Source organism: Stenotrophomonas sp. GD04145, from assembly GCF_029835135.1.
GTDB classification, from domain to species: domain Bacteria; phylum Pseudomonadota; class Gammaproteobacteria; order Xanthomonadales; family Xanthomonadaceae; genus Stenotrophomonas; species Stenotrophomonas maltophilia_P.
This window is the reverse complement of sequence record NZ_JAODZG010000001.1, coordinates 156294-183283: the sequence shown is the minus strand read 5'-3', so window position 1 is coordinate 183283 and position 26990 is coordinate 156294. Positions and strand designations below refer to the sequence as shown.

The 26990-nt window shown below is 61.6% G+C and carries 28 protein-coding genes; 8 read left to right on the top strand and 20 right to left on the bottom strand.

What is annotated here, in order from left to right; translation table 11 throughout:
- Positions 1 to 86: 86 nt before the first annotated feature.
- Positions 87 to 701, bottom strand: a complete 615-nt coding sequence (locus N7367_RS00840) for a hypothetical protein (protein ID WP_033835133.1) — start codon at positions 699 to 701, stop codon at positions 87 to 89.
- 61 nt (positions 702 to 762) lie between these two features.
- Here N7367_RS00840 and N7367_RS00835 point away from each other — a divergent pair, with 61 nt between their 5' ends.
- Entirely contained in the window at positions 763 to 1023 is a 261-nt protein-coding gene (locus N7367_RS00835; protein WP_049401600.1) for a hypothetical protein, read from the top strand.
- Positions 1024 to 2229: 1206 nt separating this feature from the next.
- Positions 2230 to 2904, top strand: a complete 675-nt coding sequence (locus tag N7367_RS00830; protein ID WP_005413401.1) for a helix-turn-helix transcriptional regulator — start codon at positions 2230 to 2232, stop codon at positions 2902 to 2904.
- 314 nt (positions 2905 to 3218) lie between these two features.
- On the opposite strand, the gene N7367_RS00825 is transcribed toward N7367_RS00830, so the two are convergent.
- The 5 genes from N7367_RS00825 to N7367_RS00805 all read right to left on the bottom strand — a co-directional run bounded on the left by N7367_RS00825 (position 3219) and on the right by N7367_RS00805 (position 7509).
- Positions 3219 to 3677, bottom strand: a complete 459-nt coding sequence (locus N7367_RS00825) for a cyclin-dependent kinase inhibitor 3 family protein (protein WP_021201830.1) — start codon at positions 3675 to 3677, stop codon at positions 3219 to 3221.
- A gap of 1269 nt (positions 3678 to 4946) precedes the next feature.
- On the bottom strand, positions 4947 to 5378 hold the full coding sequence (locus N7367_RS00820) for an NIF family HAD-type phosphatase (protein WP_031269101.1): 432 nt from the start codon (positions 5376 to 5378) through the stop codon (positions 4947 to 4949).
- 88 nt (positions 5379 to 5466) lie between these two features.
- Positions 5467 to 6099, bottom strand: a complete 633-nt coding sequence (locus N7367_RS00815) for a hypothetical protein (RefSeq protein WP_021201832.1) — start codon at positions 6097 to 6099, stop codon at positions 5467 to 5469.
- 172 nt (positions 6100 to 6271) lie between these two features.
- On the bottom strand, positions 6272 to 7213 hold the full coding sequence (locus N7367_RS00810; protein ID WP_049401588.1) for an SseB family protein: 942 nt from the start codon (positions 7211 to 7213) through the stop codon (positions 6272 to 6274).
- A 2-nt stretch (positions 7214 to 7215) separates the two neighbouring features.
- Positions 7216 to 7509 carry a BPSL0761 family protein gene (locus tag N7367_RS00805; protein WP_223224794.1) on the bottom strand — a complete coding sequence of 98 codons (294 nt, stop codon included), beginning with the start codon at positions 7507 to 7509 and terminating at the stop codon, positions 7216 to 7218.
- A 294-nt stretch (positions 7510 to 7803) separates the two neighbouring features.
- Between N7367_RS00805 and N7367_RS00800 the strand changes: the two genes are divergently transcribed.
- The 5 genes from N7367_RS00800 to N7367_RS00780 all read left to right on the top strand — a co-directional run bounded on the left by N7367_RS00800 (position 7804) and on the right by N7367_RS00780 (position 14626).
- Positions 7804 to 8067: a cation transporter gene (locus N7367_RS00800; RefSeq protein WP_021201833.1), complete on the top strand. Its 264-nt coding sequence runs from the start codon at positions 7804 to 7806 to the stop codon at positions 8065 to 8067.
- Between the two features lie 137 nt (positions 8068 to 8204).
- Positions 8205 to 8600 carry a hypothetical protein gene (locus N7367_RS00795; protein WP_005413404.1) on the top strand — a complete coding sequence of 132 codons (396 nt, stop codon included), beginning with the start codon at positions 8205 to 8207 and terminating at the stop codon, positions 8598 to 8600.
- Between the two features lie 73 nt (positions 8601 to 8673).
- Positions 8674 to 9978: a TolC family protein gene (locus N7367_RS00790; RefSeq protein WP_172476251.1), complete on the top strand. Its 1305-nt coding sequence runs from the start codon at positions 8674 to 8676 to the stop codon at positions 9976 to 9978.
- A complete protein-coding gene (locus N7367_RS00785; protein WP_005413406.1) occupies positions 9975 to 11489 on the top strand; it encodes an efflux RND transporter periplasmic adaptor subunit in 1515 nt (504 codons plus the stop codon). The genes N7367_RS00790 and N7367_RS00785 overlap by 4 nt, the downstream gene beginning before the upstream one ends.
- Positions 11486 to 14626 (top strand): CusA/CzcA family heavy metal efflux RND transporter, encoded by a 3141-nt coding sequence (locus N7367_RS00780; protein ID WP_005413407.1) that lies wholly within the window; start codon positions 11486 to 11488, stop codon positions 14624 to 14626. The genes N7367_RS00785 and N7367_RS00780 overlap by 4 nt, the downstream gene beginning before the upstream one ends.
- A gap of 104 nt (positions 14627 to 14730) precedes the next feature.
- On the opposite strand, the gene N7367_RS00775 is transcribed toward N7367_RS00780, so the two are convergent.
- A complete protein-coding gene (locus tag N7367_RS00775; protein ID WP_049452571.1) occupies positions 14731 to 15561 on the bottom strand; it encodes a DUF4198 domain-containing protein in 831 nt (276 codons plus the stop codon).
- 26 nt (positions 15562 to 15587) lie between these two features.
- On the bottom strand, positions 15588 to 15875 hold the full coding sequence (locus tag N7367_RS00770; RefSeq protein ID WP_005413409.1) for a TonB-dependent receptor: 288 nt from the start codon (positions 15873 to 15875) through the stop codon (positions 15588 to 15590).
- Positions 15876 to 15963: 88 nt separating this feature from the next.
- Here N7367_RS00770 and N7367_RS00765 point away from each other — a divergent pair, with 88 nt between their 5' ends.
- Complete coding sequence (locus N7367_RS00765; protein WP_187756563.1) at positions 15964 to 16152, top strand: arginase family protein; 189 nt, start codon at positions 15964 to 15966, stop codon at positions 16150 to 16152.
- Positions 16153 to 16181: 29 nt separating this feature from the next.
- On the opposite strand, the gene N7367_RS00760 is transcribed toward N7367_RS00765, so the two are convergent.
- The 12 genes from N7367_RS00760 to copL form a co-directional block, all read right to left on the bottom strand.
- Positions 16182 to 16733, bottom strand: a complete 552-nt coding sequence (locus N7367_RS00760) for a DUF305 domain-containing protein (protein ID WP_031269107.1) — start codon at positions 16731 to 16733, stop codon at positions 16182 to 16184.
- Between the two features lie 74 nt (positions 16734 to 16807).
- Positions 16808 to 17083, bottom strand: coding sequence for a hypothetical protein (locus N7367_RS00755; protein WP_005413412.1), 276 nt, complete (start codon positions 17081 to 17083; stop codon positions 16808 to 16810).
- 28 nt (positions 17084 to 17111) lie between these two features.
- A complete protein-coding gene (locus N7367_RS00750) occupies positions 17112 to 19433 on the bottom strand; it encodes a copper-translocating P-type ATPase (protein ID WP_219625521.1) in 2322 nt (773 codons plus the stop codon).
- 61 nt (positions 19434 to 19494) lie between these two features.
- Positions 19495 to 20424 carry a copper homeostasis membrane protein CopD gene (copD, locus tag N7367_RS00745; RefSeq protein WP_017354978.1) on the bottom strand — a complete coding sequence of 310 codons (930 nt, stop codon included), beginning with the start codon at positions 20422 to 20424 and terminating at the stop codon, positions 19495 to 19497.
- Positions 20425 to 20434: 10 nt separating this feature from the next.
- Positions 20435 to 20818, bottom strand: coding sequence for a copper homeostasis periplasmic binding protein CopC (copC, locus tag N7367_RS00740; RefSeq protein WP_279941504.1), 384 nt, complete (start codon positions 20816 to 20818; stop codon positions 20435 to 20437).
- 178 nt (positions 20819 to 20996) lie between these two features.
- Positions 20997 to 21347, bottom strand: coding sequence for a four-helix bundle copper-binding protein (locus N7367_RS00735; protein WP_012480213.1), 351 nt, complete (start codon positions 21345 to 21347; stop codon positions 20997 to 20999).
- A gap of 70 nt (positions 21348 to 21417) precedes the next feature.
- A complete protein-coding gene (locus N7367_RS00730) occupies positions 21418 to 21783 on the bottom strand; it encodes a DUF411 domain-containing protein (protein ID WP_019184727.1) in 366 nt (121 codons plus the stop codon).
- A 173-nt stretch (positions 21784 to 21956) separates the two neighbouring features.
- Positions 21957 to 22502, bottom strand: a complete 546-nt coding sequence (locus N7367_RS00725; RefSeq protein WP_223224792.1) for a nuclear transport factor 2 family protein — start codon at positions 22500 to 22502, stop codon at positions 21957 to 21959.
- Positions 22486 to 23256: a cytochrome c gene (locus tag N7367_RS00720; protein WP_005413420.1), complete on the bottom strand. Its 771-nt coding sequence runs from the start codon at positions 23254 to 23256 to the stop codon at positions 22486 to 22488. Before N7367_RS00720 ends, N7367_RS00725 begins: the two co-directional genes overlap by 17 nt.
- A 12-nt stretch (positions 23257 to 23268) precedes the next feature.
- Positions 23269 to 24537 carry a copper-binding protein CopB gene (locus tag N7367_RS00715; RefSeq protein ID WP_005413421.1) on the bottom strand — a complete coding sequence of 423 codons (1269 nt, stop codon included), beginning with the start codon at positions 24535 to 24537 and terminating at the stop codon, positions 23269 to 23271.
- Positions 24534 to 26402 (bottom strand): copper resistance system multicopper oxidase, encoded by a 1869-nt coding sequence (locus N7367_RS00710; protein ID WP_012480217.1) that lies wholly within the window; start codon positions 26400 to 26402, stop codon positions 24534 to 24536. Before N7367_RS00710 ends, N7367_RS00715 begins: the two co-directional genes overlap by 4 nt.
- A gap of 113 nt (positions 26403 to 26515) precedes the next feature.
- A complete protein-coding gene (copL, locus tag N7367_RS00705; RefSeq protein ID WP_012480218.1) occupies positions 26516 to 26935 on the bottom strand; it encodes a transcriptional regulator CopL in 420 nt (139 codons plus the stop codon).
- Positions 26936 to 26990: the final 55 nt, after the last annotated feature.

Genomic DNA, 26990 nt, shown 5'->3' with positions numbered 1-26990 from the left:
GGACGACCTTGGTCTGCTTTGGCCTTCTGCCTTAGGGCCAGACCTGAACTTCGATTTCAGCCCCTAGCGTATTTGACTCCCGCGACCTAGATCTCTCCTAGATCCTTGAGCAGGGCTTGCCCCTTCTGCAGAAACCCAACTAGCAGTCGACCTCCTGCTACTTTCCGGCCCAATTGCCCATTGAGGTAGCTGACCTGGAGACGCGCATGGGCCAGCAGATCCACCTGGGCCATGCTAGGGGTCGCGGCCTGGAGCGGTTCGCCCGGCGACGCCATCTGCCCCCCGATCGGCTGGACAACGCAAGGGCGCCGGCTGTCACTCTTCGCATACGCCGTGGCCATCATCCGGCCGTTCTTCAACGACCATCCACCAAGCACCAACTCGGTCCCGAGTTGCTCGATCGGCAATCCCGCTTCGCTAACCGCTTTCTCAAAGTTCGGCCAGAGTTGGTCCACCACCAGCCCTAGCTCGGCAGATAGCTGTTCTATTGTGAAATCTGCGCGGAAGCTGGCCTGCAGTGCAAGCTCGTAGATGCGGAGGAAGAATTGCGTAGACCCGCGCGCAGCAAGCACTACGTTGTGCTGAGGGATCAGCAGCAGCTTTGCCCCCGCGGAATACGCCCCTGTGAGAGCATCCTCTGCCAGGGTATCCGCTGCGACGACGAGGTGGTCACGAGTGAGGAGAACGTTGAGGATGCTCATTGCGGGATCGTCTAGACGTTTGCAGACTATCGCCTTCCCCTCCCCTCCTGTCCAGACTGCTATGGCCTCCGCGATCACACAAATTCTTGGTCGCCCCAATGCTTGCGAGAACGCACTTGAGATACGCCGCGGCTACCTCAAGGCGATGGAAGATGCGCTGCGGGTTTCGCTTCTGATCCACCAAGATCCAAGGCTTCTGTTCGACACGTGGGCCAGACTGCTCCCCTTGATCGCTCAAAGCCACGAGAGTGACGGCAGCCAGCCATTTGCGACCGGGATCGTCCGCTCGCGCGATCATGGATCCCGGCGGTTGGCTGGCTGAGCGTATGGTTGCAATATAGGAAGCAATCGCGCGCGGACCAGAACGCTGTTCATCGCAGACATTCTTAGGGTGCCATTGCAGAGATTTCAGCTTTTGAGGAATAAAATTTCAGTGCAAGACGGTCCATTGCAGAAAAACTTGACTTGCGACTGACGCAACGCAGAAATTGCTGATGCACGGATGATGCAATGCAGAGATTACCGGCTAACAGATGCTGCAGCCCAGCCGGCCAACTGAGGGCTTTGCCCGATGGACGAGCCGTTACTCTTGCCTGCAGATCACGATTCTAGGATGACTTGTGCCTCAATCGGCTGACCAGGATCGGGCGTCTGTGCTGGAGGGCTCCTTAGAGCTCTTGGGTGAAATTCGAGCCGCTTGGATGGAGATAGAGCATGGACGTGACCGAAGATCGACGGCGGTGGCGGCACTTTGCCAGATGTCCCTTGATCACGCCGTGGCAGTACAGTCCCTGATCGCTACTCTGCCCCAGTCAGCAATCTCGCTGGTCCGGTCCCAGTATGAGGCCCTCGTGCGTGCAACCTGGGCATGTTATGCAGCTACCGACGCCGACATCGAGAAGCTTCTTGCGCCCCTGACTCTGGAGAGTCAGCAAGCGGCAAAGAGGCTCCCTGGCGTTCAGGACATGCTCGTAAAGCTTGAGTCCTCTGGGCCCCGAGGAGCATCACAGTTGTTGGGCAGAGCCAGACAATGCCTTTATGTCGGCTTGAACTCCTATCTCCATGCCGGGATTCACCCCCTGGCAAGGCAGTTAAATGGCTACCCGGGCGCGCTTCTGGCGGGGGTGGCCATGAACAGCAATGCGCTTGCCATGCTAACCCTTCTGAATCTGGCGCACCTGTGGCCAGGCGAACCAGTTCTGGCATGGATGAATGCACTGCATCATCAATTTGGGGGTGTTTTGCCAGAGTTGGAGCCATTGACCCCCCATCAGCCCTCGCCATAGAGCTGTCCCGGATCGCCTGCGCGTCTAGGGTGGGGTCTGTGGTGAGTGACTAGGCAGTTGGGCCTCGCCCCCCTCTGGGGGCACGGGGAGAACATCACGGGCGCATAAGCAGTTGCCCCGGATTTCTCGTTGGGGCAAGTCCTGGCAGTTGATCTGTGTCGGGGGCCTGTCGGGCGACTGTCATGTTTCCAAGTTCGGCACCCTCCTAATCTGGGCTCCCTACCCCTCCGGAGTTATCTTCTATGACCACCAAGACCCCGCCTCGCCTGCTTACCGCTGCTGAGGTTGGCGCCTGCATTCGCCAGTTCCGCCAGTTGCGTCATTGGTCGCAAGAACAATTGGCCGAGATCTCGGGCCTGAACGTGCGAACAGTTCAGCGGGTTGAGCAGGGTGACTCGGCCAGTTTCGACACCCGTCGCGCACTGGCGCGCGCCTTCGATTTCAATGACATCGATGCACTCAACAAGCCTTTCTCGCTGCCGACAGACGAGGAACTGCAGGCGGCGCAAGCGCAGTTTGAGCGCGACTACATCACCCTGGCGGTGTCCCCGCTTGCTGCTGGGCGCGAGCTGGCCAGCCTGATCGTTTCGTGCGACATGGATCTGTCCGAACCGGCTTTCGAGCTGTCGCGCGAGGCGGCGAGCGAGTTTGCTGCACTGGTCGACTACTACCGTGAGTATCGCGACTGCCAAGACCTGTATTCAGAAGTCGACAAGCTAGACATCTACGACGGGCTGCAGCAGCGCATTGAGGTCCTGCGGGAACTGGGAGTATCACTGTCGCACGGTCAGCGTAAGGTCGTCATTCGGATGGGCTCAGGTATGCCGATGGATGCCACGGTCCTGTACGTCGTGGCGTTTCGCCTCGGCCACGAGTGCAGTCAGATCGTAACTCCTAAGGCAGCACGCATCGGCTGAGTCAGCATTCATTAGATCGATAGTGGTGGCGATACATCTGACAGATGTCTATTGATCGCGCCGTCGCAGTACAGTCCCTGGAGGTTGCCCTGCCTTAGTCAGCGATAGCGCTGGTCCGGCCCCAGCACAAGACCCTGATTCGTGCGACAGCAAGGTTCTTAGCTTTCGAGGCAGCGAATTTTTGATGTGCCCTGAACCCTCGCGAAGATCCACTATGGAGACGCCGTCGATTTCTGGATCCAGACCTAAGAAGCCCTCGAGTTCTGGATCCACAGGCAACTCGTCCTTGAGTTCCTGACTGCGCACCTGAGTGGTCAAGCTCCGCCCGGGTGAAGGCTCTGCGCCCAGTACTCTAGGAACTCCTCTTGAGCAATCGTTTCGATTGCGCCTGGCCTGGCATGCCGCACCATGTGGATGGCATCCGATGCCCGCTTGGCCTCGCCAGACTGCAGCAAAAGCATGGCAGCGACCGTTCCCGCGCGTCCCAACCCCCCCTTGCAGTGGACCACGATCCTTTGACCGCTCAGCATGTCAGCGACGAGCTCAGCACTTAGCTGTAGCCAATCTTTGAGGAGTCTGTCGTCTGGTGCGGCTCCATCAGTGATTGGCAGTCCATGCCAAGAGATGCCCTTCCCCGCCACTATCGCCGGTAAGCTCTCGATTCGAAGGTCCTTGAGCTCCCAAGGCTCAAGCAAGGTGACTAGGTGAGTGGCACCCCAGTCCTGAATAGCCGAGACGTCCACATCTAGGTCTCTCGCCCATGCTCCAGTCATGGCGACTTCCTGGTACTTGCCTGGCGCAAATGTCACCCCTATGCCGCCTCCATGGGCTCCAACAGGCAACTCTGCAATCAGTAACGGGTGGCTAGCGCTGGTGCGCATCATTTCGGCTCTCCCAACATGCGGTAACGTTCTGCGTCGTGCGCCGGGGCGCTCCCCGCTCATTCGCTGCACGGCTAGGATATCGGATGTTCAGATATCGTTGAACTGGAGAGAACACCTAAGGGTCAATATCGGAAAGTCAGATAGACAGTCTGTGGGCAGGTTGATATCCTGACAACTGGTATCGCGATTTGAGGGCTGTGTGGCCTATGTCGTTAGCCAACCGACCCTCATCGCGCCCTGGCCAGAACTGGACAATTTCGTTCGTTCAATAGGTCCCTTTCTTGCGTGCGCGTGGTGCGCGCTAGAGCGCTCAAGAACGGCTAGTTCGCCGGTAGCTGCTGAGGGGTTGGCCTCGCAGGCACTTGACACGCTTGCGACGCTGCGCGTCCTCCATCGCGAACCAGTCGAATGTTCTCGGCTTGCCGCAAGATCTCTGTATGAGCCCCTGGCTTGGTCCTACAAATCTCCGTGGTCTCGCAGTGACTTGAACCTTGAGTCGGCATTGACCCGGTCGCTCACCCAGTGGGCGGCTGAGTGCACGCCCAGTGCGAGGCGGAATCTCGGAATTTCACTGGCATCCACCGAAGCTCGAGCGTACTTGGCAAACCTTCTGCGGAAGCATCGGTTGGACCCGAAGCTAGGCGACGGGCTTCAGTCGATTGGATCGCCTGAATGGAATGCGCTCAGCTTGGGGCGTAAGCGCTACGTGCTGTGGGCGAGCATGCGAAATTCTGCCTCGGAGTTCATACAAAGCGGTTTGGATGAGCATGCCGCGAGGCGAGCACTTGATCGCGAGATAAAACGCAGATGCATCTGGTTAGCTGGACGCGAGCAAGCTGGAACCCTCGCCCGGAAGGATTTTTGCTTCTTGCCTGGTCAGGGTTGGCGTCAGCCGTTGATCCTGGACGTTGCAATGGAGACTTTCCTGCCGCTGGGCATGGCGTACTGGCTGGAACCTAGCGGCAGTTGGCAGCTTTAGCTTCTAGTCTGAGTAGACCGACCAGCTGCCACGGGTCCATGAGATGGTTTGAGGGGGCTCAGGACTCTATCGCGGTAAACGCCCCCCCAGGTCTATATCGACGGTTCTCCAACGAAGCGCTGGACCTTGGTTGACCGGCGAGCCTGTGGCCCATTGGACGCTGGCCAAGAGATGGCCCTCTAGTACTCGTTCAGTCGCTTACGGATTGCCTCGATGGCATCGTCCAGTCCCGCGTCGTCCTCGGGGTAAGGAGAACAAAACAGTTGAACCGGGACCCAGCAATGTTCCTGTCCCGGTTGTACATAGGGGGCGTAATCATCTAGTAGCCATGCAGAGCCGATGGGCTGGGAAACGTTGGCAAGATCCTTCGTCGGCCCAGTCCAGTCTATGTATGGCAAGCGGGCAAACCAACCCGGGGCCGCTCCTTCGCAAGCCAATAGGTCGGCAATCTCGCGAAATCTAGGCTCCGGAACTGTGGTGAAGATGACTAGACCCTCAAAGAGCGACTTTGCCGACTCCAGAAATTCGTAGAGGCCCGGGCGCGGGATCTGGCTTACAGCGTTGGAAATCAGCGTTCCTTCTAAGTCCAAGGCGAGGATGGACGGGCGCATTGTGTAATGGTCCTCTTTGGCGGGGGTGAACGTCGGTACCGCTACCAAGCCCCGCCGGAGGGTGATCCGCCGGCGGGGCTTGGTAGCATCAGACATCTTCGAACTCGCTCGCTTGCTTGAGTTGGTTCTCAAGGAAATCAATGCGCTTCTGAAGATCGGCACTTAGATAGGCTTTGTCCGTAAAGTCCATTGCTGTCTCAGGGATCATCTCCAGCTCGACGCGTGTGGATGTAGCTTGACGAATCGCCAAGGTGGTCCAGGCCTTATCGCCCTTGACGAATCCGACAGTGAATCGAGCCGTAACATGGTGTTCGGGCTTGAGGCCTTCGATGGAACGGAAATCGCTGCGCACCTTCGACGTGGCTACAGGCTGTACATCGCCATTGATGTACAGCGCCGCATTCCAGCTCGCTTCGCTCAATGGCAGTGTTGAGCGGTTGATGATGCGGGCGGTGATGACTGGCTTGGGCCCAAAGAAGCTGTTTTCCATCCGGAACTCTGGATCAACCGCACTGACCCTCTTTAGCTCGGCGATAGTAGGAAGTTGATCGTTGGCCTCCTGTCGTAGCGCTTCTATCTCCTTGGGATTGCTATCCCTGATGTGCTTAACCTGCCCTCTCACCACCTGCCTTACGGAAGCGTTTGGGTAGGTCTGGTTCAGTTTTTCAAGAAGGTCGGCAGGGATTCGTGAGAAAAACAGCCGAATCGTCTCTAACACCATGATTCAACGAGGAAACACCCCTCGACGTCAGGCAGTTCGTGGATTACAGACCTAGGCTTGATTGAACCAGAAGCCGCGTGACACAGGCATTCCTGGAGTACTGCTCAGGCACGCGTGCCCTTCTTGAATATTGGATTCAAGAGTTTCCACGCTCCTGACCCAACGGAAACCTTCAAGAAGGCTCTGACCGTCGCCTGATCCATTGCAGTAGTTCCTCGTGCGGGATCGTACGTCCAGCGTCGACGTCGGCCATACCCTCGCGGGTCCGCCGTTCCTTCTCTTCCTCGGTCAATCCCGGAAGGAGTGCTAGTAGCTTATCTTCAGGGCTCATAGGCCGATGAGCTGTGCTCAAGTTGGCTTGATTCTCGTGAAAAAATATGGGCAGGATCTGGGGATCATCCAAGCCCGCCGGCAAAGGCAGCGATACGTCGTGGACCGCCAAGTCGATGATGACGTCCAAATCTGAGCATAAGGGCTGTATGGCGGTGGTCACCAGACGAGCCGCCCGCTCGGCGAAAGCCAGGTCCACCACCAGCCAGATCAACAGACCGGGAGGCTGTTCGACGCCCCCTGACGAGTGAGTTTCCAGGAGATAGGCCGACGAGACGAAGTCGGCGTGCTCAAGGCTGCCGCTGATGGCCGGAGCGAGCCAAGCCGGCGCGGCCTGGGCAGGTCTCACCGCGAACTCCGCCGGCGCCAGACGTTCCACCCTGGCCAGAAAGCCCGTATCCAACAATGTCGCAACCTCTTCCGGGTACAGGACAACGCCGCCGTAGTTGGGATTGAGCATCAACGTCGCGCCGCGAGTACCGGTTAGCAGCTCACGGCCTGAAACTCCCAGAATTCTGACAGCAGACGAGCTGGCCGCCTGCGCCTTGTCGAGCGAGGTAAAGAAAGGGATCGCATCGAAACCGTCAGGATGGCGGAACTGGACCAGCCGCAGTGTCTGCGCGTCGTCCGAGATGGGCGCATGCACGTACACGATCGCATCCATCAGTCGCTTGAAGAATGCGCGTTCCTCGGCCGCACTGTCGCGGGCCCGTTCAAAGGAAGCCTCCAGCGCTGTCTCCGCAGACGTAGTCCCTCTTCCACGCGGCCTGCTCGGTTGCTTCATGGTCAGATGCGATGAGGGCCAAGCGGGTACCCGGAGAACCAATCCGCCTCGATCTCGCTGCTCAGGTAGGGTCGTACGAAGGCCGACTGGGTCAGCGCTCGCAGCCGCTCTTCGTGCTCAGCAATCGCCTCGATGTCGCTGACGGTTGGATAGTGCCGCAGCAGTCGATATGCCTCTTGCCGCACCTCTTTAGGCACGGCTTGGCTGGCCGCTAGCTGCCTGAGGAACGCGCCCGCCTGCAGCACATTGCGGGTGCGCTCAGATGGCATCGTCATGACATCAAGAATGACTAGCACTAAGGAATGCTTAGCTTATCGCGTTTGTGGCCGGCCAGGGCACGGTGCAACTACAGACCTTGCGATTCCTGTATTAATGTAATATAATCAATAACTTAATTCGCATAAGTGCGCGTTATGTCCATGGAGTGAGGGCCAATAGGAACGAGCAGGTAGCCTGAGCCTTCCCATGATGGGAAGGTCAACAACGCGGGACGGATTACCACTCAACTTGCCTGTCGTTTGACCTTCCCACCGTGGGAAGGCTCATCGTCACGCCGTCGGCAAACCGCCGATGCTTTTGGAGGGTTGTCCATGAATCTCGTTGTTGAAGGTATGACCTGTGGTCACTGTGTCCGAACGGTCACCCAAGCCATTCAGGCCCTTGACCCCCACGCCCAGGTGGACGTCGATCTGGGCAGTGGCGTGGTCAAGATCGAGGGCCTGCTTGCCGTAGAACAGGCGGTTGAGGCTATCCAGCGGCAAGGCTATGTGATCGCTGCGGTGCTCCCTTCTGAGGCTGGTACGCCGGCCGCCCCGGCCGTCGCATCCTCCTGCTGCGGCGGATGCCACCGCTGAGTCCGCGCGAGGGCTTGATCCTGATCAATGACAGTCGGCCCCAAGAGGGCTAGACTGGCCATCATGAGAGCTCGCACGTCCCCTGCCCTGATCTGCCCAGCGTCCGCAGGCGCTGCTTCGGGCGTGCGGGAGCTGTCATGGTGAGGCTGCTGAGGCGATGGCGGCGACCCCGTTCTCGTGCCCGACTGGCATGGCTGGGACTGTGGGCGCTGCTGCTGCAGCAACTCGCGCTGGTGGCTTACGCCTGTCCGCTGGAATCGGTGGAAGCTGGACAAGCGACCCTGATGGTCGGTTGCGAAGAGATGTCCACGCCGGATCCCGATGCTCCGGCGTTGTGCGACCAGCATTGCCAGCGCGATCACATCGCCACGGCCGATGCGAAGGCCCCTCAAGTGCCTTACCAGCCCGCGCTGGCCGCCTTCGCGCTGGTGCAGGCTCTGTTGCCACCGGTACACGCGCAGTTGTATCGGGATGTTCCGGTGTGCGTGTCCGATCCGCCTCCCCTGCAGCGCTTCTGTAGCCTGCTGATTTAAGCCCCCTCCTGGATTGACCCGTGCTCGTGCTGCATGCGTTGCAGCGCGCTCGTTGTCGTTTCCCGGAGGTCTTATGGAGATGTCTTTCTTCTTGCGTGCAAGGCGCAAGATGGCGTGTGGGTTCGTGTTTGCCCTGGCGCTCAGTGGTCCTGTGCTGGCGGCATCGCCCGCTATCCCGATCAGCTACACAGAAGCCCTACAACGGGCGCTTGCTAACGCCCCAACCCTGCAGGTGCGCCGATCGCAGATCGATGCCAGTACCGAAGAAGCCGCGCGTGCTGGCGCGCTTCCCGACCCACGTTTGATCGTGGGGCTGGCGAACTGGCCCGTCAGCGGACCCGATGCCTTCAGCTTGCGGGCCGATGAGATGACCACCCAGCAAATCGGTCTGATGCAGGAGTTTCCTGCGCGTGCGAAACGACGTGCCGAGCACGCGTTGGCGCAAGCGACGCTGGCGCAAGCGCGCTCACTGTCGATGGCCGAACAGCAGATGGTGGCCCAAGCGGCCGCGCTGGCCTGGATCGAGCTGTGGAGTACGCAGCAAGCCGTAGATGCGTTGGAAGGTCTGCGCGAGCCGGCCCGTATAGCCGAGCGTGCGGCGCGTGCTCGCTTGGCAGGCGGCACGGACGGGGCCAGTGATGTGCTTGCCGCCCAGGCCGCCCTACTGCAGTTGGACAATCGCCTGGAGCAGGTACATGCGGAGCACGCCGCCGCGCAGGCCGGCCTGGCGCGGTGGTTGGGTATTGCACCAGAGGCGATCTTGGCCAGTGGTGCGGCACCGGATTTTTCGCAGTTGCCATTGGAGCCCACCCAACTGCTGGCCAAACTGGACCAACACACGCCACTACTGGGCTGGGAGGCACGCGAGAGCTTAGCCCAGGCCCAGGTGGATGCGGCCGTGGCCGAAACCCGCCCGGATTGGAGTGTGGAGCTCACCTACGGACGTCGCGAGCGCGCACCCGACGGCATGGCGCGCAGCGACATGCTCATGGTGGAAGTGGGTGTGGGCCTGCCGCTGTTCCAGAAGAACCGCCAAGCACGAGGCATCGCGGCACGGCGGGCCGAGCTGGAGGCGGTGTCCGCAGAGCGCGATGAGGCCCGGCGCATCCAAGCCGAGTCGGTGCAACGCGCGATAGCGCGATGGCGCGGGTTAACCGGCCAGTTGGAGCGCCAGAACACGCAGAGCCTGCCTTTGGCGCGCGATCGTGCACGCACGGCGTTGGCCGCCTACGGCGCCGGTGCCGACCTGCAGCCGTGGCTGGAAGCGCGGCGCGATGAGATCGAATTGCACCTGGAGAACGCCCGTCTGCTGGGCGAACAGGGCCGTGCCTGGGCGGCACTGGCCTATCTGCTACCCCATGAGGAGAACACGCCATGAGCCCGACCAAGACGCGTCTCACACAGCTCGCCGTGGCCCTCGGGTTGCTGGCGCTCGGCTTTGCCGGCGGCTACGCCTGGATGACTCGAACCTCTGATACCACCCCGCCCCCCGGCACGAGCGTCGCAGATCAAGCACGCAAGGTGCTGTACTGGTACGACCCCATGGCGCCGGAGCAGCGATTCGACAAGCCGGGCAAATCTCCGTTCATGGATATGGAGTTGCTGCCCAAATACGCAGATGAGGCCATAGGGGGCGGAACGCAGATCGATCCGCGCCTGCAGCAGAACGTGGGCATACGCACTCAGGAAGTGACGGTAGAGTTACTAGGGACTGCCGTACGCGTGCCGGGCACACTGACGTGGGATCTGACCCAGGAAAGCGTGATCAGTGCGCGCATGGAAGGCTTGATCACCCACGTGCAGGTAAAGGCGCCGTTTACCGAGGTTCGTCGTGGTCAAACGCTGGCCACCGTGCAGGCCCCGGCATGGAACGCGGCCATCGCCGAAGCACATGCCCTGAGCCAAGCTCAGTCCGCGGGCGCGCGTGAGCTGCAGGGTGCGGCGCAACAACGGTTGCGTTCGTTGGGTGTTCCTTCTGGCGCCTCGGCCAGAAGTGGCGTCGTGCTTAGCGCAGACCACAGTGGTGTCGTGACCGAGATCCTGGCACGCGAGGGACAGACGGTGATGCCCGGTACGCCACTGTTCAAGATCAATGGGCTGGACACGTTGTGGCTGGAGGCCTCGGTACCCCAGGCAGCGCTGGGCACCTTGCGGCCGGGGACCTCAGTGCAGGCCACGGTCAGTGCCTGGCCGGCAGAGCGCTTTGCCGGACAGATCCAGGCGTTGCTTCCCCAGGTCGACATGGCTAGTCGCACGCAGCGGGCGCGAATTGTGCTGCGCAACCCGCAGCGTCGGCTGGTGCCGGGCATGTTCGCCGAGGTTCTGGTGCAGCCCGACGCCGAGCAGGCCCTGCCAGTCGTTCCCACGGAGGCGCTGATCGCCACCGGGCGGGACAGCCGGGTCATCGTGCAGGATCCGGACGGGAGCTTCCGGCCAGTGCGGGTGAGTGTGGGACGTAGCGTGCAAGGGCGCACGCAGATCGTGGCAGGCTTGGCCGGTGGTGAACGCGTGGTCGTCTCGGGTCAGTTCTTGCTCGACTCCGAAGCCAGTCTCTCCGGTGCGTTGGAGCGCCTGGGTGCTGCACAACCGACACGCCCTGCCAGCGCATCAGGTGTGCACGAGCGCCATGACGCCGGGCACGAACCACGCACTGTCGTGCCGTCACCGTCCAGACAGCCGGCGCCTGTCGCGCCAGACACCTCCACCTCTACGCCGCCGCGCTGCCCGGTGCAGTACTGGTATGACCCGATGGTGCCGGAGAAGCATTTCGACAAGCCGGGCAAGTCACCGTTCATGGATATGCAGTTGGTACCCAAGTTCGGCCCCGCCGCAGCCGCTGATTGCCAGGCAAGCGAGGTCATGTCCGAAGCGATGGAGGGCACACCATGATCGCGCGCCTGATCCATGCTTGCATCGCCAATCGCGTGCTGGTGCTGGTTGCCGCCGCGCTGCTGGCGGTGGTCGGTATCTGGTCGGTAAAGAACACGCCGCTGGATGCGCTGCCGGACCTGTCCGATACCCAGGTCATCATCCGCACGCAATGGGCGGGGCAAACCCCGCGCATCATCGAAGACCAGGTCACCTACCCGTTGGCCACCACGATGTTGTCCGTGCCGGGCGTGAAGGCGGTACGCGGCTTCTCCTTCTTCGGTGATTCATTCGTCTACATCCTGTTTGACGATGCCACTGATCTTTACTGGGCGCGCTCTCGAGTGCTCGAGTACTTGAGCCAGGTACGCGATCGACTTCCGCCGAATGTGAATCCGGCGCTGGGTCCTGATGCGACAGGACTGGGCTGGATCTACCAGTACGCCTTGGTGGATCGGACAGGTCAACGTGATGTGGGGCAGCTGCGTGCGTTGCAGGACTGGTTTCTTCGTTATGAGCTAAAAACCGTGCCGGACGTGGCTGAAGTAGCCAGTGTGGGCGGTGCGGTGCGCGCCTGGCAGATCCAGCCCGATCCGCAGGCGTTGGCGGCCCGTGGACTGACGGTGGCCGAGCTCATCGAGGCGGTGGATGCGGCCAACGGCGCTACCGGGGGCTCGGTGATCGAACAAGGCGAAGCCGAACTGATGGTGCGCAGCGAAGGCTACCTGCGCACACAGGAGGCGTTCGAACAGGTGCCGGTAACCGGCAACGACGGCATCCCCGTCCTGCTCGGCGAGGTGGCCACGATCAGTCGCGGGCCGGTCTTCCGTCGTGGTATCGCAGAGTTGGATGGTCAAGGTGAGGTGGCCGGCGGCGTGATCGTCCTGCGGACCGGCAAGGATGCCTTGGGGGCCATTCGGAACGTCAAAGCGCGACTGCAGGCGTTGCAATCCAGCTTGCCCGAGGGCGTGGAAGTGGTGCCGGTGTACGACCGCTCCGAGCTGATCCAGGATGCGGTACGCAACCTCACCCACAAGCTTGGCGAAGAGTTTCTGGTCGTAGCGCTGGTATGCCTGCTGTTCCTGTGGCACCTACGCTCGGCGTTGGTGGCCGTCATCACCCTGCCTTTGGGTATCCTGGCGGCCTTCATCGTGATGCACGCCCAGGGGATCTCCGCCAACTTGCTGTCATTAGGCGGCATCGCCATCGCCATTGGTGCGATGGTCGATGCAGCGGTGGTGATGATCGAAAATGCACACAAGCATCTGGAGCACTGGCGGGAGGCGCACGGCCGGGAACCTCAGGGTGAGGAGCGCTGGCAGCTGATGGCCCGCTCGGCGGCCGAGGTCGGACCGGCCCTGTTCGCCAGCTTGCTGGTCATCACCCTGTCTTTCGTGCCGGTTTTTGCCCTGCAGGCGCAGGAAGGGCGATTGTTCTCGCCTCTGGCCTACACCAAGACCTACGCGATGGCCGCCGCAGCAGGGTTGTCGGTGACCTTGATCCCCGTCTTGATGGGCTACCTGATCCGCGGCCGCATCCGCCCGGAACAGCAGAACCCCATCAATCGCATCCTGATCGCTGGCTATCGGCCCATCCTGCTGTGGGTCCTCAAACATCCCGGTGTCACCTTGCTGCTCAGCGGCCTGCTGCTAGTGCTCACCTTGATCCCCTTTAGCCGGTTGGGCAGTGAGTTCATGCCGCCCTTGGAAGAAGGCAGCCTGTTGTACATGCCCACGGCCCTGCCCGGCCTGTCCGCCGACAAGGCCCGTCAGTTGCTCCAGCTCTCGGGCCGGATGATCAAGACCGTACCGGAGGTTGAGCACGTGTTCGGCAAGGCGGGCCGTGCCGAAAGTGCGACCGATCCGGCACCGATCGAAATGTTTGAGACCACCGTGACCTTCAAGCCGCGGGATCAATGGCGCCCGGGCATGACCCCCCAGAAGCTACGCCAGGAGTTGGACGCAGCGGTCAAGATTCCTGGTCTGACCAACCTATGGGTCCCGCCCATTCGCAATCGCATCGATATGTTGGCCACCGGCATCAAGAGCCCGATTGGGATCAAGGTCTCCGGACCCGATGTGGAGCAGATCGAGCGCCTGAGCCAGCAGATCGAGCAGGTGGCCAAGACTGTGCCCGGCGTGAGTTCGGCACTGGCCGAACGCGTCACGGGTGGGCGCTATGTCGATGTACAGGTGCGCCCGGAAATCGCTGCACGTTACGGATTCACTCAAGGCCAACTCCAGCAACTGATTGCCACGGTCGTTGGCGGTGATCCAATCGGGGAAACGATCGAGGGGCGCGAACGCTATCCCATCGTCTTGCGCTACCCCCGTGGCCAGCGTGACTCGTTGCAGGCCTTGCAGGATCTGCCGCTGATCGCGCCAGGCGGTGTGCAACTGACCTTGAGCCAGGTGGCGGAGCTGTCAATCAGCCCAGGCCCGCCGATGCTCAAGAGCGATAACGGCCGGTTGGTGGGCTACATCTACGTGGATGTGGCCGATCGCGACTTGGGATCGGTGGTCCAGGACCTGCAAGCCGCGGTGCAGACCCAGGTGAGTTTGCCTGCCGGCTATGGTCTGGCGTGGTCGGGGCAGTACGAGTATCTGCAACGGGCTTTGGCACGCCTGCAATGGGTGGTGCCCGCGGCGTTGGCGATCATCTTCCTGGTCATCTGGATGGTGTTTCGCCGGCTTAGCGATGTATCCATCATCCTGCTCAGCTTGCCCTTGGCGTTGGTGGGCGGTTTCTGGTTGATCTGGGGGCTGGGCCATGCGATTTCGGTGGCCAGCATGATCGGATTCATCGCCCTGGGCGGCGTTGCGGCTGAGTTCGGCGTCATCATGCTGCTGTACCTGCGTCATGCCTGGGAGCAGCGCTTGGCCAGCGGTGCGCCGGAAGATGTGTCTACCCTGCAGGAGGCTATCTACGAAGGCGCCGTGCAACGGGTGCGCCCGAAGGCGATGACGGTAGCCGTCATCCTGGCCGGGTTGTTTCCGCTTTTCGTCGGTGCCGGTGCCGGCTCGGAGGTCATGCAACGTATCGCCGCGCCGATGCTGGGTGGCATGCTCACCGCACCGGTGCTCTCTATGGTGGTGATTCCCGCAGCGTTCTATCTAGTGCGGCGACGTGGATTGCGCGCGGCGCGGGGCGACCAATGAGAGACAGACTGAGCACTTGAGGTAAGTCCCCACAAAAAGACGCCAGTCATGGAAGAAGTCATGACTGGCGTCAAAGGGGAGAGTACCGCCTACATGCTTACTTATCAGTGCCCGGCGTGCGGGGAAATCTCAAAGCTCAGCGACGCCCGATCCGACACAAAATCCAAACCCTTTTGTGTAGAGGGCACCATGTGATTGGTGTGGATGTACCAGGTCTTGGCGGTGGTCACCTGGAAACTGGCTTGGCCTTGGGCATCGGTGCGCAGGAGCGTAGCGCTACCGTGCCCACCCTTGACCGGTGCGTCAGCACGATGACCGACGTACACGCGTAGGTTGGGCACTGGCGTGCCCTGCTGCAGCACCTGGAACGACAGCTGTTCGCCGACCTTCACGCTTCCAGGATTGCGGGCCAAGCGGATCTCCAGCGGATAGCCCAGCGAGGCAGCGAAATCGTCGGTCAGTTTTGTGCCCACCTGTCCAATGGTACGAGCATGCTTGGTATAGCTATAGGTGACCCCTTTGGGAAACTTGCTCGCATCATAGGTGGCCAGGGTATCGGGCAAGTCTTCCAACTCCAGGTACTTGCCGAACTCGCTGGCCGTACGCGTGCTGGTGGAGGCCATCGTCGAGACCCCCAGCAGATAGGTGCCCTCGCCCGCCGGATGCACGGTGAGCTGGCTCTGCTTGCCGACCTCTTTCCAACTGGCCAAGTCCGGTGCAGCCTTAGCGCCGCCCTGACTCAGCGAAACGTCCTGTAGACGCGCTCGGGTGACTGCACCTGCACTTTCATCGAAGGTGCCATTGTTCACCAACGCTGTGTTCGCCTCGCCCGCTGCGGTGCCAGGCTTGGAGAAAGCGACAAACAGGTCGTGCGCACCGGCACTGCCGGCCACAGCGAACAGCAGTAGTGTGGCGGATAGTTGCGTGTTTCTCATGATGTGTAGCTCCTCGTGATCGTGGCTTACCAGTGGTAACCAAAGCGGACATTCCAGCGACGACCCAGCAAGTCGTACGTCATGGTGTCGGTGTCGGTGTTGGGGTTGTTCTTCACGAACGGCGCCTTCTTATCGAGCACTTTTTCAACGCCGGCGGAGATATCCCACTTCTTCTTGATGCCGTAGCTCAGTTGCAGGCTGTGGTACACCACGCTGGACACATGCGAGCCGATCGTGTCGGGCACGGCGATGATGTCGTCCGCGCTGCCGATGTACTGCGCCGAATAGACGCCGGTCCAACGGTTCTTGCCCATACGCAGTGAGCCCAAGCCACGCCACTGGGTGTAGCTACCCAAGCCGCTGGTGATCTTGCCGGCGTACTCAATGGTGGTGGCCCCGGGCGTGAGCGCCCCCAACCCACGCGGGGTGAGTCTGGAGGTCCTGGAAGCCCTGCTGGATCTGGTCATGGCCTCGGGCAAGGTACGTGTGGTCGACGTGGCGGAACTGTGTCCGCCCCTGGATCCGGATCAAGCCACCGCACGTGTGGCCGCGCGTTTGATCCACCGAATGGTCAGTGCGCAGGCTCAGTGAAGTGATATCGGCTGGCAAAAGGCAGTGAGCTAATGGGAACGCTCAGCCAGCAACTGCTTCATTTGCGCGATCTCCTGTGTCTGCGAGGTAATAATGTCCTGGCAGAGCTTCACCAACTCAGGATCCTTCAGACGATTCTCCTCACACATCAGGATGGCGCCAGCGTGGTGGGGAATCATCGAACGGATGAACTGTTTGTCAGTGACCGCTGCTTGAGTGCGAATGCCCCACCAGCAGAACAGCATGAACGCCACCGTCAGACCAGCCAGAATCAGATTGCGTCGGCGATCGGGGTACATGCTGGACATTAGCCACAGCTCGATCAGCAGCATGGGAGCGGCCATCAGGCCCGCCATGTAGAACTGGTTCACGTTGTTATAGACGTTAGCCCACTGATCGACCATTGCGTACATCAATGCGTACATGGCCACGAAAGACAGGCCCATCATCAACAACAGGCGGCCGTAATGGCCTTGATGCCCTTGTTGTGCCTGGTGGGCAGGCTGGTGTGAGGCGTGCGGTTTTGCGTGCTGGGACTGCGGGTCTTGCGCGTTTTCGTGCGTACCGTGCGAAGAGGACATAACAATCTCCGTGGGAATGGCAGAACGGCGGAAGAACCCGCGAACTGTTGGAACAGCTCCCGGGCTGAGAACACTTACATACCCTTGCCGGCAGCGAATTCCTGCGGGCTCAGCTTGCCATCTTTGTTGCTATCGAGCATGCCAAAGTGCGGCGCCAGCTTGTGCTTGGCCAGTTCTTCCTTGGACAGCGAGCCGTCCTTGTTGGCATCGAGCTTGGTGAAATCGGCATCGGCCGCCGCCGGCTTGTGCTGACCGTGGTCGGTGGTGGGCGTGGTGGTCTGGCCGCCGGCGAAGGCCGCGCCCGCCATCAGGAACAAGGCCATCATCGAGAGGGAGGCATAACGCTTCATTGCAGTACTCCTTGTGGGATATGAGCCATCAGTGACAGGAATGGCCGCGCGCAGGCTCATCGGCGCGGTCAGGGTGGGGGGTGGCAACAACGGTGGAGCCGGACAAACGCAGGGCATTGGTGACCACCGAAACCGAGCTCAGGCTCATGGCCAGGGCCGCCATCATCGGACTGAGCAAAAGGCCGAAGCTGGGATACAGCAAGCCGGCGGCGATAGGCACGCCGATGGCGTTGTAGACGAAGGCGAAGCCCAGGTTCTGCTTCATATTGGCCACCGTCAAAGACGAGATGGCACGGGCTTGCACGATGCGCCTCAAATCACCCTTGACCAGGGTGAGCTGGGCGCTGGACATGGCCACATCCGTGCCCGTCCCCATCGCGATGCCCACATCGGCTGCCGCCAGGGCCGGCGCATCGTTGATGCCATCGCCAGCCATGGCCACGCGACGACCTTGGGCTTTGAGTTGCTGGACCAGGTCGGCCTTGTCCTGCGGCTTGACGCCACCACGCACATCCTCGATGCCCAGCGTGCGCCCCACGGCCTCGGCCGTCGCCTGTGCGTCACCGGAGGCCATCACCACGTGCAGGCCATCGGCACGTAGCAGGTTCAAGGCAGGCAAGGTCGTGGCTTTGATGGGATCAGCCACCGCAATGGCGCCGGCCAACCGACCATTGACCGCCAGGAACATCACGCTAGCGCCTTCTTTCCGAAGACGCTCGGCGCTGCTTTGCAAAGGTGCTACATCGGCGCCAACCGACGCCATCAGGCTTTGGTTGCCGAGCACGACATCCTGATCGGACACGCGCCCGCGGACGCCTTGGCCGGTGAGCGAATCAAAATCTTGGGCGGCCACCAGGTTCAAGCCACGTCGCTGGGCTTCAGCCACGATGGCCTCGGCCAAGGGGTGCTCACTGCCCTGCTCCAAGCTGCCGGCCAAACAAAGGATCTGATCGGCGTCGAAGCCGGCGTTGGAGAGCGTGTCGCGAAAGGCTGGACGCCCCTCGGTCAACGTACCGGTCTTGTCCACGATCAACGTGTCGATCAGACGTAGCTGCTCGATCGCCTGAGCATCGCGGAACAGGACCCCGACCTGCGCAGCGCGGCCAGTGGCGACCATGATCGACATGGGGGTAGCCAAACCCAAGGCACACGGGCAAGCAATGATCAGAACCGATACGGCATTGAGGACGGCAAAGGTCCAGGACGGTTCGGGTCCAAACAGACCCCATCCGAAGAACGTGAGCACCGCCGTGGCCAGCACGGCCAGGACAAACCAGTACGCCACCTTGTCCGCCATACGCTGCATCGGCGCGCGGGAGCGCTGGGCTTGGGCTACCAACTGCACAATCTGCGCCAGTACCGTCCCGGATCCGACTTTGTCCGCCCGGATGACTAAGGCGCCCGTCCCGTTGAGCGTGGCGCCTATAACGTGATCACCGACAGCCTTCTCCACCGGAATGGGTTCACCGGTCAGCATCGACTCATCGACACTGGCGCGGCCTTCGATGACTTCCCCATCGACCGGCACCTTCTCGCCCGGTCGTACGCGAAGCAGATCACCCACGTGCACGTGATCCAGCGCAACGTCCTCTTCGCCCCCATCGGGTTTGACGCGGCGAGCCGTCTTGGGCGCCAATCCCAGCAGGGACTTGATGGCCGCCGAGGTTTTGGAACGCGCCCGCAGTTCCAGCAGCTGTCCGAGCAGGGTGAGCGAGACGATGACCGCTGCCGCCTCGAAGTAGACCCCTACCCGTCCATGCTCGCGGAAAGAGTCCGGAAACAGGTCCGGTGCCACGGTGGCCACCACGCTGTAGCCAAACGCGGCGGCCACGCCGATGCCGATCAGCGTCCACATGTTGGGGCTGCGATTGCCGATGGACTGTAGGCAGCGCTCAAAGAAAGGCCACCCCGCCCAGAGCACCACCGGGGCGCTCAGCACGAGCTCAATCCAGGTGCGCGCCTGCGTGGACAAGCCGGGCAGACGGTGTCCCAGCATGGCCAAGACCAGGACGATCAACGTCAAAGGCAACGTCCACCAGAACCTTCGGGTGAAATCGCGTAACTCTGGATTGTCGTCCTCCTCCAGCGAGGGCATCTCCGGCTCCAGCGCCATGCCGCAGATCGGACAGGTGCCGGGACCTGGCTGACGAATCTGCGGATGCATCGGGCAGGTGTAGACCGTGGCGTGGGTACCGCTGGGTTGGGCCACCGCTGCTGGGGCGGTCACTTCAACTTGCTGGGGAGCATCGTCCGTATAGCGGACGGGATTGGTGATGACCCGTCCATCCGCAGCCTCGACAGGGGCTGCGCCTGCAGAATGGTGATGGTCATGGGACGACGGTGAGTTCATGCCGATGCTCGCTTTAGTGGGGATGGACTGCCAAGGCAGTGTGCCATTGCGGGTTACACAGCTATTCGGGGCTGAGCGTCCCGAGCACTGAAACAACAATCAGGATCAAGATGGCCAGCGCGGCCTCAGCCGTAACACTCTGCCGCAAAGCCCGCACCTCCTGCGCGGGATCTCCGCTGGTCAGCGCTCGTTCCAAGCGCGGCACCAGCGTCCATCGGTGCAGCGCTCCCAAACCCAGCATTCCAGCGAACAGGGCCAGTTTGAAAAGCAGCAACTTCCCGTAGGTGCTCTGGAACAGGGCCGAAAACGACCACGCGGTGAGATCCCCGTAGTGCGCGATGCCGGACACGATGAGCGCACCAACGAAGATCGTTCCCAGCGTCGAAAAACCATGCAGAAAGTCATGCGTTGATCGCAGACGCCCGCTGCCGTTCGTCTCTTTGCCGCGCAGCAGCATGGCAAGGAACATCAGGACCGCTGCGATCCAGCCGCCTGCCGCGAGAAGATGGACGATGCCTGCAGCAAGCCGGACCGCGCCTGCCAAGCCCTCGCCAGCGGCGGCGTGGCCGTTCCATGCCAGCGAAGCGAGTGCGCCGCCCGCCAGCATCGCCCCCAGCGGGAAGGCGGTCTCCACCTTCCCGCGGCGACGATGCCATCCGAGCACGAACATCAGGGCGACCAGCAGCGCGCCTCTCGCCATGGCTGCCCGGCCCGCGGACGTCTCGAGCAGATACCAGCCAAGCGATGCGCGATCAACCTCGGCAAGCGGCATTCCCATGATGCCCGCGGTCTTGAAGACGACATCGAGCCCGGTGAGCACGAGACCGGCTACGGCACCCGCCAATAGAACGCCCATGAGTGACCACCCGGCCAAGGCGTCGGCGAGTGCCGATCGACGCGACCCGTACCAACCGAAGAGTGGAACCCCGAAAAGAACCATGATGACAAGGTATTCCAAGAATCTCAGTGCATAAGCCGACAGGTCGAACATTCGCGACTCCTCAGCGCACCGTGAAGCTGAAGCTGCCCGGCATGGGGTGGTTGTCACCACCGACGGCGCGGTATTCCACGGTATAGACGCCCGGAGCCAGCGGTCCAGGCAACTTGGCACGCAGGGTCTTGCCGTTGTTGACGATCTCGGTCGTGAAATTCTCGATCGGCATGGTGGAACTGCCGTGCATCATGAGCAACTTGAGACGCGACGCCCGCGGAATCAATGTCTCGTTGAACACGAGATCGATCTGGCCTGGCGAGGCCACCACCGCATTTGCCGCCGGTGTGGACTGCTGCAGCGCGGCGTGGGCGTGCGCGACCTGCAGCGAAAACTGCCCGGCCGCGATTGCGAGGACGAGCGCGAAGGAGCGAATGACGTTGGACGACTTCATATGGATAAATCCTCATTGGAATGTGATGCAAAGCCCGTTCGGGAGGGGCCGCGCTGTGTTCGATGCGACAAGCGTTAGATGTCGGACTGTCACTGAAACCACGATTTGTCGGATTTTCTTGATACTTCCGCTTTCGCGAGACGAGGATCCCACCGGCTCAGGCGGGATCCTCGACGCATTACGCTGCCATGGCGCTGCAGCTTTCCGCGCAGCGGCGACAAACTTCGGCGCAGCGCGTCATCTCAGGGTCGTTCATGGCGTCGCATGCATCGGCGCACTGGCGGCAGATCTCCGCGCAGGCACCGCAAACCACGTCGTGAACGCTGGCACCGCGCAGCATCGCGTCGGCACTGGTTGCGCAGGTATCGGCACACGTCGCCAACAGGGCGATGTGCTCCGGGGCCGCGTGAACACCTCCTTTGGTCAGGCAGTAGTTGATGGTCTCCAGGCAGATCGCATGGCATTGCGTGCAGTTGTCGATGCACTCGTTCATGGCCTGGGGCCGGTGTGCTGCGGAATGGTGAGTCATGTAGTTCTCCTTCTTCCTCGCGGGCGAGAATCGGCGCGCCCGCAACACCGTCCCCTGTTGCTGCGACGGATCAGTGCTGTGCGAACGGTTCAGTGGTTCCGTCGCGATGTATCAGCTCGACCGTGAACGGCTGCTGGCGTCCCTCCGGGACCTCCATGCCCGGAGAACCAAGCGGCATCCCTGGGAGGACCAGGCCGCGTGCGTTCGGCTTTTCTTCGAGGAGACGCTTGATGTCCGCGGCCGGAACGTGGCCTTCGATGACGTATCCGCCGATCTCGGCCGTGTGGCAGGAGCCCTTTGCATAGGGGACACCCAACCGCTCCTTGACCAGACCCAGGTCATCCATGTCGTGCACATCCACGGTGAATCCCGCCTTCTGCACGTGGTCGATCCAGACACCGCAGCACCCGCAGGTCGGGGTCTTGTGGACGGTCATGCGTGGCAGGGCTGCTGGAGTCGCGTCGGCTGATTGGACGACAACCTGTGCGGAGGGCGAGGTTGTGGGTTGCGCGGATGAAGCATCCTGGGTGCAAGCACCCAGACCAGCCACGGCAAGGACCACAAAAGTCAGACGGTGCAATGTGAGCGTAGTCATTTCAATCTCTCGACTCAGCGCTTGGTCCGCGAGGACCAGTGGATGTGGACGATCCGCCAGCCGTCCGCGGTCTCCTTCAGCACCATCGTCTCGTCGCTCTGGACGGTCAGTGGCTGGCCATCCTTCTGGGCATGCAACTCGCTTTCGGTTCCGACCCACGCGAACTCGCCAGCGGCTCGTGCGCGCTGACGGAGCAGCTGGCGATGGGCGCCCTTGAGGAACGCCGCATCGCTGACTGCGTGATGGCCCATGTATTCCTCGCGGCTGCGTTCGGCGCCCCCGGACTCGAGGATGAGAACGTCGGCAGCGAGCAGGGCTTCGACCGTGGCCAGATCGCCGCTAGACAGGGCCCTGTTGAAACGCTCCGCTACGGCGACCGCGGCCTCTGCAGTGACTGGGACGTCGACGTCCGCAGATGCCGCGGCAGCGGGGTGATGTGCGTGCGGCTGTGTCGCCTGCGCCATTGCGGGGGACACGACGGCCAGTGCCAGTGCGAGGGTGAACGAGATTGCTGTTGCGTTCATTGCGTGGGCTCCAAGAAGATCAATGGGGGTGCGCATGGCCGTCATCGGCCACGGGCGTGTGTGGTGCAGGGTGCGACTCCACCTTGCCGTCGGGATGGCCGTGGCTCACCAACCCGACTTCCGTGTCGCTGGGTGTCGGGCCGTGGTGATCGTCGTCCACGCCCGGCGGGTGCGCATGCGGCATGGAGTTGTTGCCCGGCTCGAATAAGGCAGGGTGATCCTCGGCCTTTTCGTCGTCATGGTGGCCTTGCGTCTCGCCGCCGCCATGCGAATGGCCCTCGCTGCTGTCGACAAGTTCCTTGTACGCAGTCGCGTCCAGCGTGGGCAACTTCTGCAGGAAGGCCGACATGTTCCATATGAACTCATCGTCCATGCTGCCGCCCCAAGCGGGCATGCCGCTGGCCTTGATGCCGTGCTTGATCACCCAGAACGCCTCAGCTGGAGCGACCGGCTGTTTGCTTAGGTTCGGTGGCGCGGGGTACAGGCCCTTGCTCATCTCGGTGGCCGCCGCGTCTGGTGAAAGATGGCAGGTCACGCACATGGCGTTGTAGTTGCCCGCACCCTGGCGGATACGCTCAGGATCATCAAGGTTCGTGGGTAGCTGAAGCTTGGCGGCGCGCACCTCAATGGAACGCTCGCGCGCCGTTTCAAGTAGCGCATACACCGGGCGACTATGCGGATCGTCGGCGGCCACGTTGTACACGCCCAGAGAGAGCGTGGCGGTTGCGACCACCGCAACCAATGCCACGCCGGCACCGAGCCATACCCACATCTTTTTGTTGGATTTCATTGTCAGTTCCCCTTAGAACCAGGTACGAAGGCCGATGACCAAGCGCGTGTCTTCAAAGGACTCGCCATGCTCGCGTCGCATGTCTGCGGTATTGCCAAACGCGCGCTCGTACACCACGCCGATGTAGGGAGCGAACTTTCGGGTGAACTCATAGCGAAGTCGTAGCCCCGCCTCAGCGGCACTCAGACCCGAACCTATCCCGCGCAATGGATCGTTCTTGCCATAGGCGGTGACTTCCACCAGCGGCTGCAAGATCAGCCGGTTGGTTAGCAGCAATTCGTACTCGGCCTCGACATTGGCGGCAGTCTGGCCCCCTTCGCCGAGATAGGCTGTGGCGGACACTTCGAACTTCATCGGCGCCAAGCCCTGTACACCGATAGCGGCGAAGTTCTGCGATGCCCCAGGCTTGAAGTCATGACGCACACCGGCCACCACATCCCACCACGTGGAGATACTGCGGCCGTAAAGCACTTCCAGATCAGCCGACTCGGTCTGACCATCCGTGCGTTCGCCTTCACTGCGGAGCCAGACGCGATTGAGGTCCGTACCGATCCAGCCCTGGCCCTCCCAGCCCAGCCCGGTGCCCGGATCGGCATCCCAGGTTTCCAGGCGATTGAGCAGCACGTAGCTCTTGATCGAGTTGTCATGCACCGGATGCGCGTGTTCCGGCGCGATGGCCGCCTTGCGATCCGCGTCCGTCACCGCGGGAATCGGGGTGCGCGGCTGCGTTGGCGCTGCAGGCCCGTGTCCCATCTGACTGTGGTCCATGCCCTCCATCGATTGCATTCCCGCTTCTGGTGTAGCGGGCGCGGGCGAATCATGGCCCATCTGCGAATGGTCCATCCCCTGCATCGCAGGCGTGGCCGTGCCGGAGGTGTCGGCTGCAGCGGGCTGTGCCATCTGACTGTGATCCATGCCCTGCATCGACTGCGCCTGCGCTGTGGGCGCCGCAGGTGTGCTCGCGGGCGAGCCGTGCCCCATCTGCGAATGGTCCATGCCCTGCATGGCAGGCTCGGCTGCGTTAGCCTGCGGCTCGGCGTGGCCCATCGCCGCATGATCGATCGTCGCTTCGCTCGTCTTGGCCGGTGTTGCAGGCTTTTGGGCTGGCGCAGGTTTTGATGTCGGTGCCTGATGTGCAGAGTGATCCTGAGTCTGGGTCTGCGCGCCCTGCTCCATCTGCATGGAGCCGTGCTGCATAGATTGGGCGCTGGCCGCATTGGCCAGGGCCAGCGAGATAGCCGTCAGCGCAGTCAGGGTGGTATCGCGTCTATTGATGTTCATTCGTCGACCCTCACCGTGCGCATCATTCCGGCTTCCATGTGATAAAGCAGGTGGCAATGGAACGCCCAGCTGCCCAACGCATCGGCACGCACGCGATACGTGCGTCGGCTACCTGGCGGCATATCCACCGTGTGCTTGCGCACCATGAAGTTGCCGTTGTCGTCCTCCACGTCACTCCACATGCCGTGCAAATGGATGGGATGGGTCATCATCGTGTCGTTAACCAATACGATGCGCATACGCTCGCCGTAGTTCAGCCGCAGCGGCTCGACATCGGAAAACTTCTGACCGTTGAAGCCCCAGGAGAATTTCTCCATGTGTCCGGTCAGATGCAGCTCGATCTCGCGACCGGGGTCGCGTCCGTCAGGGTCTTCAAAGGTGCTCTTGAGCATGGAATACGTCAGCACATGACGGCCGTTATCGCGCAGGCCATTGCCCGGATCATCCAAGCGCGAACTCACGCTCATGGCTTGGTTGTCCAACAGGGGATTGTTGGTCTCGCTAGCAGGGTGTGATTGCATGCCCCCGTGCTGCATGCCTGCCATGGCACCATCGCCGGCGGCGGGCATCGCATGGCCTGCATGGGCCGAGGTCGCGTTACCGCTGACAGGTGGGGTCATGCCAGGCATGCCCATGGCCGCACCACAGCCGCCTTCCATGCCCTTGCTGCCGCCAGACATATCCATCGACCCATGATCCATGCCCATGTCTGCCATCGTCAGCAGCGGCCGGGGATCCACAGACGGAACGGGCGCGCGTAATCCTTCGCGCACAGCGAGCGTGCCGCTGATGTAGCCGGTGCGACCGGAGTCTTGGGCAAAGATGGTGAATGCGTCCTGCCCGGAGGGCTCCACGATCACATCGAAGGTTTCTGCTACCGCGATGCGGAACTCGTCGACGGAAACCGGATGGACATACAAGCCATCTGCCGCCACCACGGTCATCTTCAGCCCCGGAATACGCACATCGAAGTACGTCATGGCAGAGCCATTGATGAAACGCAGGCGCACCTTCTCGCCACTGCGGAACAAACCGGTCCAGTTGCCCAGTGAGGTCGTGCCGTTCATCAGGTAGGTGTAGGTGTTGGCGTTGACGTCGGACAGGTCCGTGGGCGTCATCCGCATCACGCCCCACATCTTGCGATCTTCCAACGTGGCCGACAGGCCGTTGCGCTTCACATCGCGCGCAAAATCGCCGACCGTGCGCTTGTAGTAATTGTCATGGCCCGGCATCTTCTTCAAACGATCGAACAGGGCCGTCGGGTCCAGGTCTGTCCAATCGCTCAGCATCACGACGTAGTCGCGATCGAAACTGAAGGGCTCCGGCTCCAATGGGTCGATGACGATCGGGCCATAGAGCCCGGCTTGTTCCTGGAACCCTGAGTGGCTGTGGTACCAGTAGGTTCCGCCCTGATGCAGGGTGAACCGGTAGTGGTAGGTCTCACCACGTCCGATACCGTCAAAGCTCAGACCCGGCACGCCGTCCATGTTGGCCGGCAAAATGATGCCGTGCCAATGGATGGAGGTGTCCGCGCCATGGATGGAGTTAGCGGGCAATGCATTAGAGACGCGCAAGTTGACCGTGGTGCCTTCCCGCCACCGCAGCAACGGCGCCGGAACGGACCCGTTGACCGTGATCGCGGTGCGGGTCTTGCCGGTGAAGTTCATCGGCGTCTCGCCAATGGTCAGGTCAAACTCAGTGCCCGATAGTACGTTGGGTTGTCCCGGCCCCTTGAGCGCCCAACTGGCTTTGGGCCAGAAACCTAATCCTGCGACTGCGCCTCCCAAGGCCAAGCCTTGGACAAATCGCCGCCGCGAAGGCAGCAGCGGTCCACCGCGTGGACCACGAAAATCATCATGCGACATGAAAATGCTCCAAGCGTCGTGTTGCCACCGGCGGGCGGTGGTACAGAGCGGGCGGCTGGCCTAAACAGGCATGCAAGCCACACCAACGGCGCCATTGCGGCGCCTAGGGACGCTTAGCCGATCGGTGGTCGGATCAGATGAGGCAAGGCAGGTGCCGCATGCCCTAGGGGCAGCGGCATGACATCCAGGCCCAAGGCCAGTTGCACCGAAACATGCAGGCGCGCAGGAAGTGCGCTCGCGCAAGCGTGTACGCAGGCGCACCGGCACGCAGAAGACTTGCAACAGTCGGGACCGGCATGGTCGCCATGCCCAGTGCCAGCCTTTTCAATCGATGTGGCATCGGGATGATGCTCAGCACTGTGATGGGCGAAGCAGTCTTCGTCGACTTGCACCGCGGCAGCCACTTCGCTGGCCTGCTCTTCCATGACCGGGTTCATACTGACGGACGCAAACGCCGACCACGCGCCGTTAAGCACGAGCATGGCGATCAGGAACAGTCGCAGTAGAAGTGAGGAGGCTGACACGGGCGACATGGTATATCACTTTAGACAAGGCGCGTGTGTATCGGTCGTGAACAAAATCTCAAGT

What these genes read in the sequence shown, in the direction of transcription:
- N7367_RS00750 (WP_219625521.1), bottom strand. Translation starts at nt 19,433, where the DNA reads ATGAACTCACCGTCGTCCCATGACCATCACCATTCTGCAGGCGCAGCC.
- N7367_RS00830 (WP_005413401.1), top strand. Translation starts at nt 2,230, where the DNA reads ATGACCACCAAGACCCCGCCTCGCCTGCTTACCGCTGCTGAGGTTGGC.
- N7367_RS00720 (WP_005413420.1), bottom strand. Translation starts at nt 23,256, where the DNA reads ATGAAATCCAACAAAAAGATGTGGGTATGGCTCGGTGCCGGCGTGGCA.
- N7367_RS00825 (WP_021201830.1), bottom strand. Translation starts at nt 3,677, where the DNA reads ATGACTGGAGCATGGGCGAGAGACCTAGATGTGGACGTCTCGGCTATT.
- N7367_RS00780 (WP_005413407.1), top strand. Translation starts at nt 11,486, where the DNA reads ATGATCGCGCGCCTGATCCATGCTTGCATCGCCAATCGCGTGCTGGTG.
- N7367_RS00800 (WP_021201833.1), top strand. Translation starts at nt 7,804, where the DNA reads ATGAATCTCGTTGTTGAAGGTATGACCTGTGGTCACTGTGTCCGAACG.
- N7367_RS00755 (WP_005413412.1), bottom strand. Translation starts at nt 17,083, where the DNA reads ATGAAGCGTTATGCCTCCCTCTCGATGATGGCCTTGTTCCTGATGGCG.
- N7367_RS00770 (WP_005413409.1), bottom strand. Translation starts at nt 15,875, where the DNA reads ATGGGCAAGAACCGTTGGACCGGCGTCTATTCGGCGCAGTACATCGGC.
- N7367_RS00785 (WP_005413406.1), top strand. Translation starts at nt 9,975, where the DNA reads ATGAGCCCGACCAAGACGCGTCTCACACAGCTCGCCGTGGCCCTCGGG.
- N7367_RS00715 (WP_005413421.1), bottom strand. Translation starts at nt 24,537, where the DNA reads ATGAACATCAATAGACGCGATACCACCCTGACTGCGCTGACGGCTATC.
- N7367_RS00795 (WP_005413404.1), top strand. Translation starts at nt 8,205, where the DNA reads ATGGTGAGGCTGCTGAGGCGATGGCGGCGACCCCGTTCTCGTGCCCGA.
- copL (WP_012480218.1), bottom strand. Translation starts at nt 26,935, where the DNA reads ATGTCGCCCGTGTCAGCCTCCTCACTTCTACTGCGACTGTTCCTGATC.
- N7367_RS00840 (WP_033835133.1), bottom strand. Translation starts at nt 701, where the DNA reads ATGAGCATCCTCAACGTTCTCCTCACTCGTGACCACCTCGTCGTCGCA.
- N7367_RS00775 (WP_049452571.1), bottom strand. Translation starts at nt 15,561, where the DNA reads ATGAGAAACACGCAACTATCCGCCACACTACTGCTGTTCGCTGTGGCC.
- copD (WP_017354978.1), bottom strand. Translation starts at nt 20,424, where the DNA reads ATGTTCGACCTGTCGGCTTATGCACTGAGATTCTTGGAATACCTTGTC.
- N7367_RS00725 (WP_223224792.1), bottom strand. Translation starts at nt 22,502, where the DNA reads ATGCGCACCCCCATTGATCTTCTTGGAGCCCACGCAATGAACGCAACA.
- N7367_RS00810 (WP_049401588.1), bottom strand. Translation starts at nt 7,213, where the DNA reads ATGAAGCAACCGAGCAGGCCGCGTGGAAGAGGGACTACGTCTGCGGAG.
- N7367_RS00710 (WP_012480217.1), bottom strand. Translation starts at nt 26,402, where the DNA reads ATGTCGCATGATGATTTTCGTGGTCCACGCGGTGGACCGCTGCTGCCT.
- copC (WP_279941504.1), bottom strand. Translation starts at nt 20,818, where the DNA reads ATGAAGTCGTCCAACGTCATTCGCTCCTTCGCGCTCGTCCTCGCAATC.
- N7367_RS00760 (WP_031269107.1), bottom strand. Translation starts at nt 16,733, where the DNA reads ATGTCCTCTTCGCACGGTACGCACGAAAACGCGCAAGACCCGCAGTCC.
- N7367_RS00820 (WP_031269101.1), bottom strand. Translation starts at nt 5,378, where the DNA reads ATGCGCCCGTCCATCCTCGCCTTGGACTTAGAAGGAACGCTGATTTCC.
- N7367_RS00815 (WP_021201832.1), bottom strand. Translation starts at nt 6,099, where the DNA reads ATGGTGTTAGAGACGATTCGGCTGTTTTTCTCACGAATCCCTGCCGAC.
- N7367_RS00735 (WP_012480213.1), bottom strand. Translation starts at nt 21,347, where the DNA reads ATGACTCACCATTCCGCAGCACACCGGCCCCAGGCCATGAACGAGTGC.
- N7367_RS00835 (WP_049401600.1), top strand. Translation starts at nt 763, where the DNA reads ATGGCCTCCGCGATCACACAAATTCTTGGTCGCCCCAATGCTTGCGAG.
- N7367_RS00730 (WP_019184727.1), bottom strand. Translation starts at nt 21,783, where the DNA reads ATGACCGTCCACAAGACCCCGACCTGCGGGTGCTGCGGTGTCTGGATC.
- N7367_RS00790 (WP_172476251.1), top strand. Translation starts at nt 8,674, where the DNA reads ATGGAGATGTCTTTCTTCTTGCGTGCAAGGCGCAAGATGGCGTGTGGG.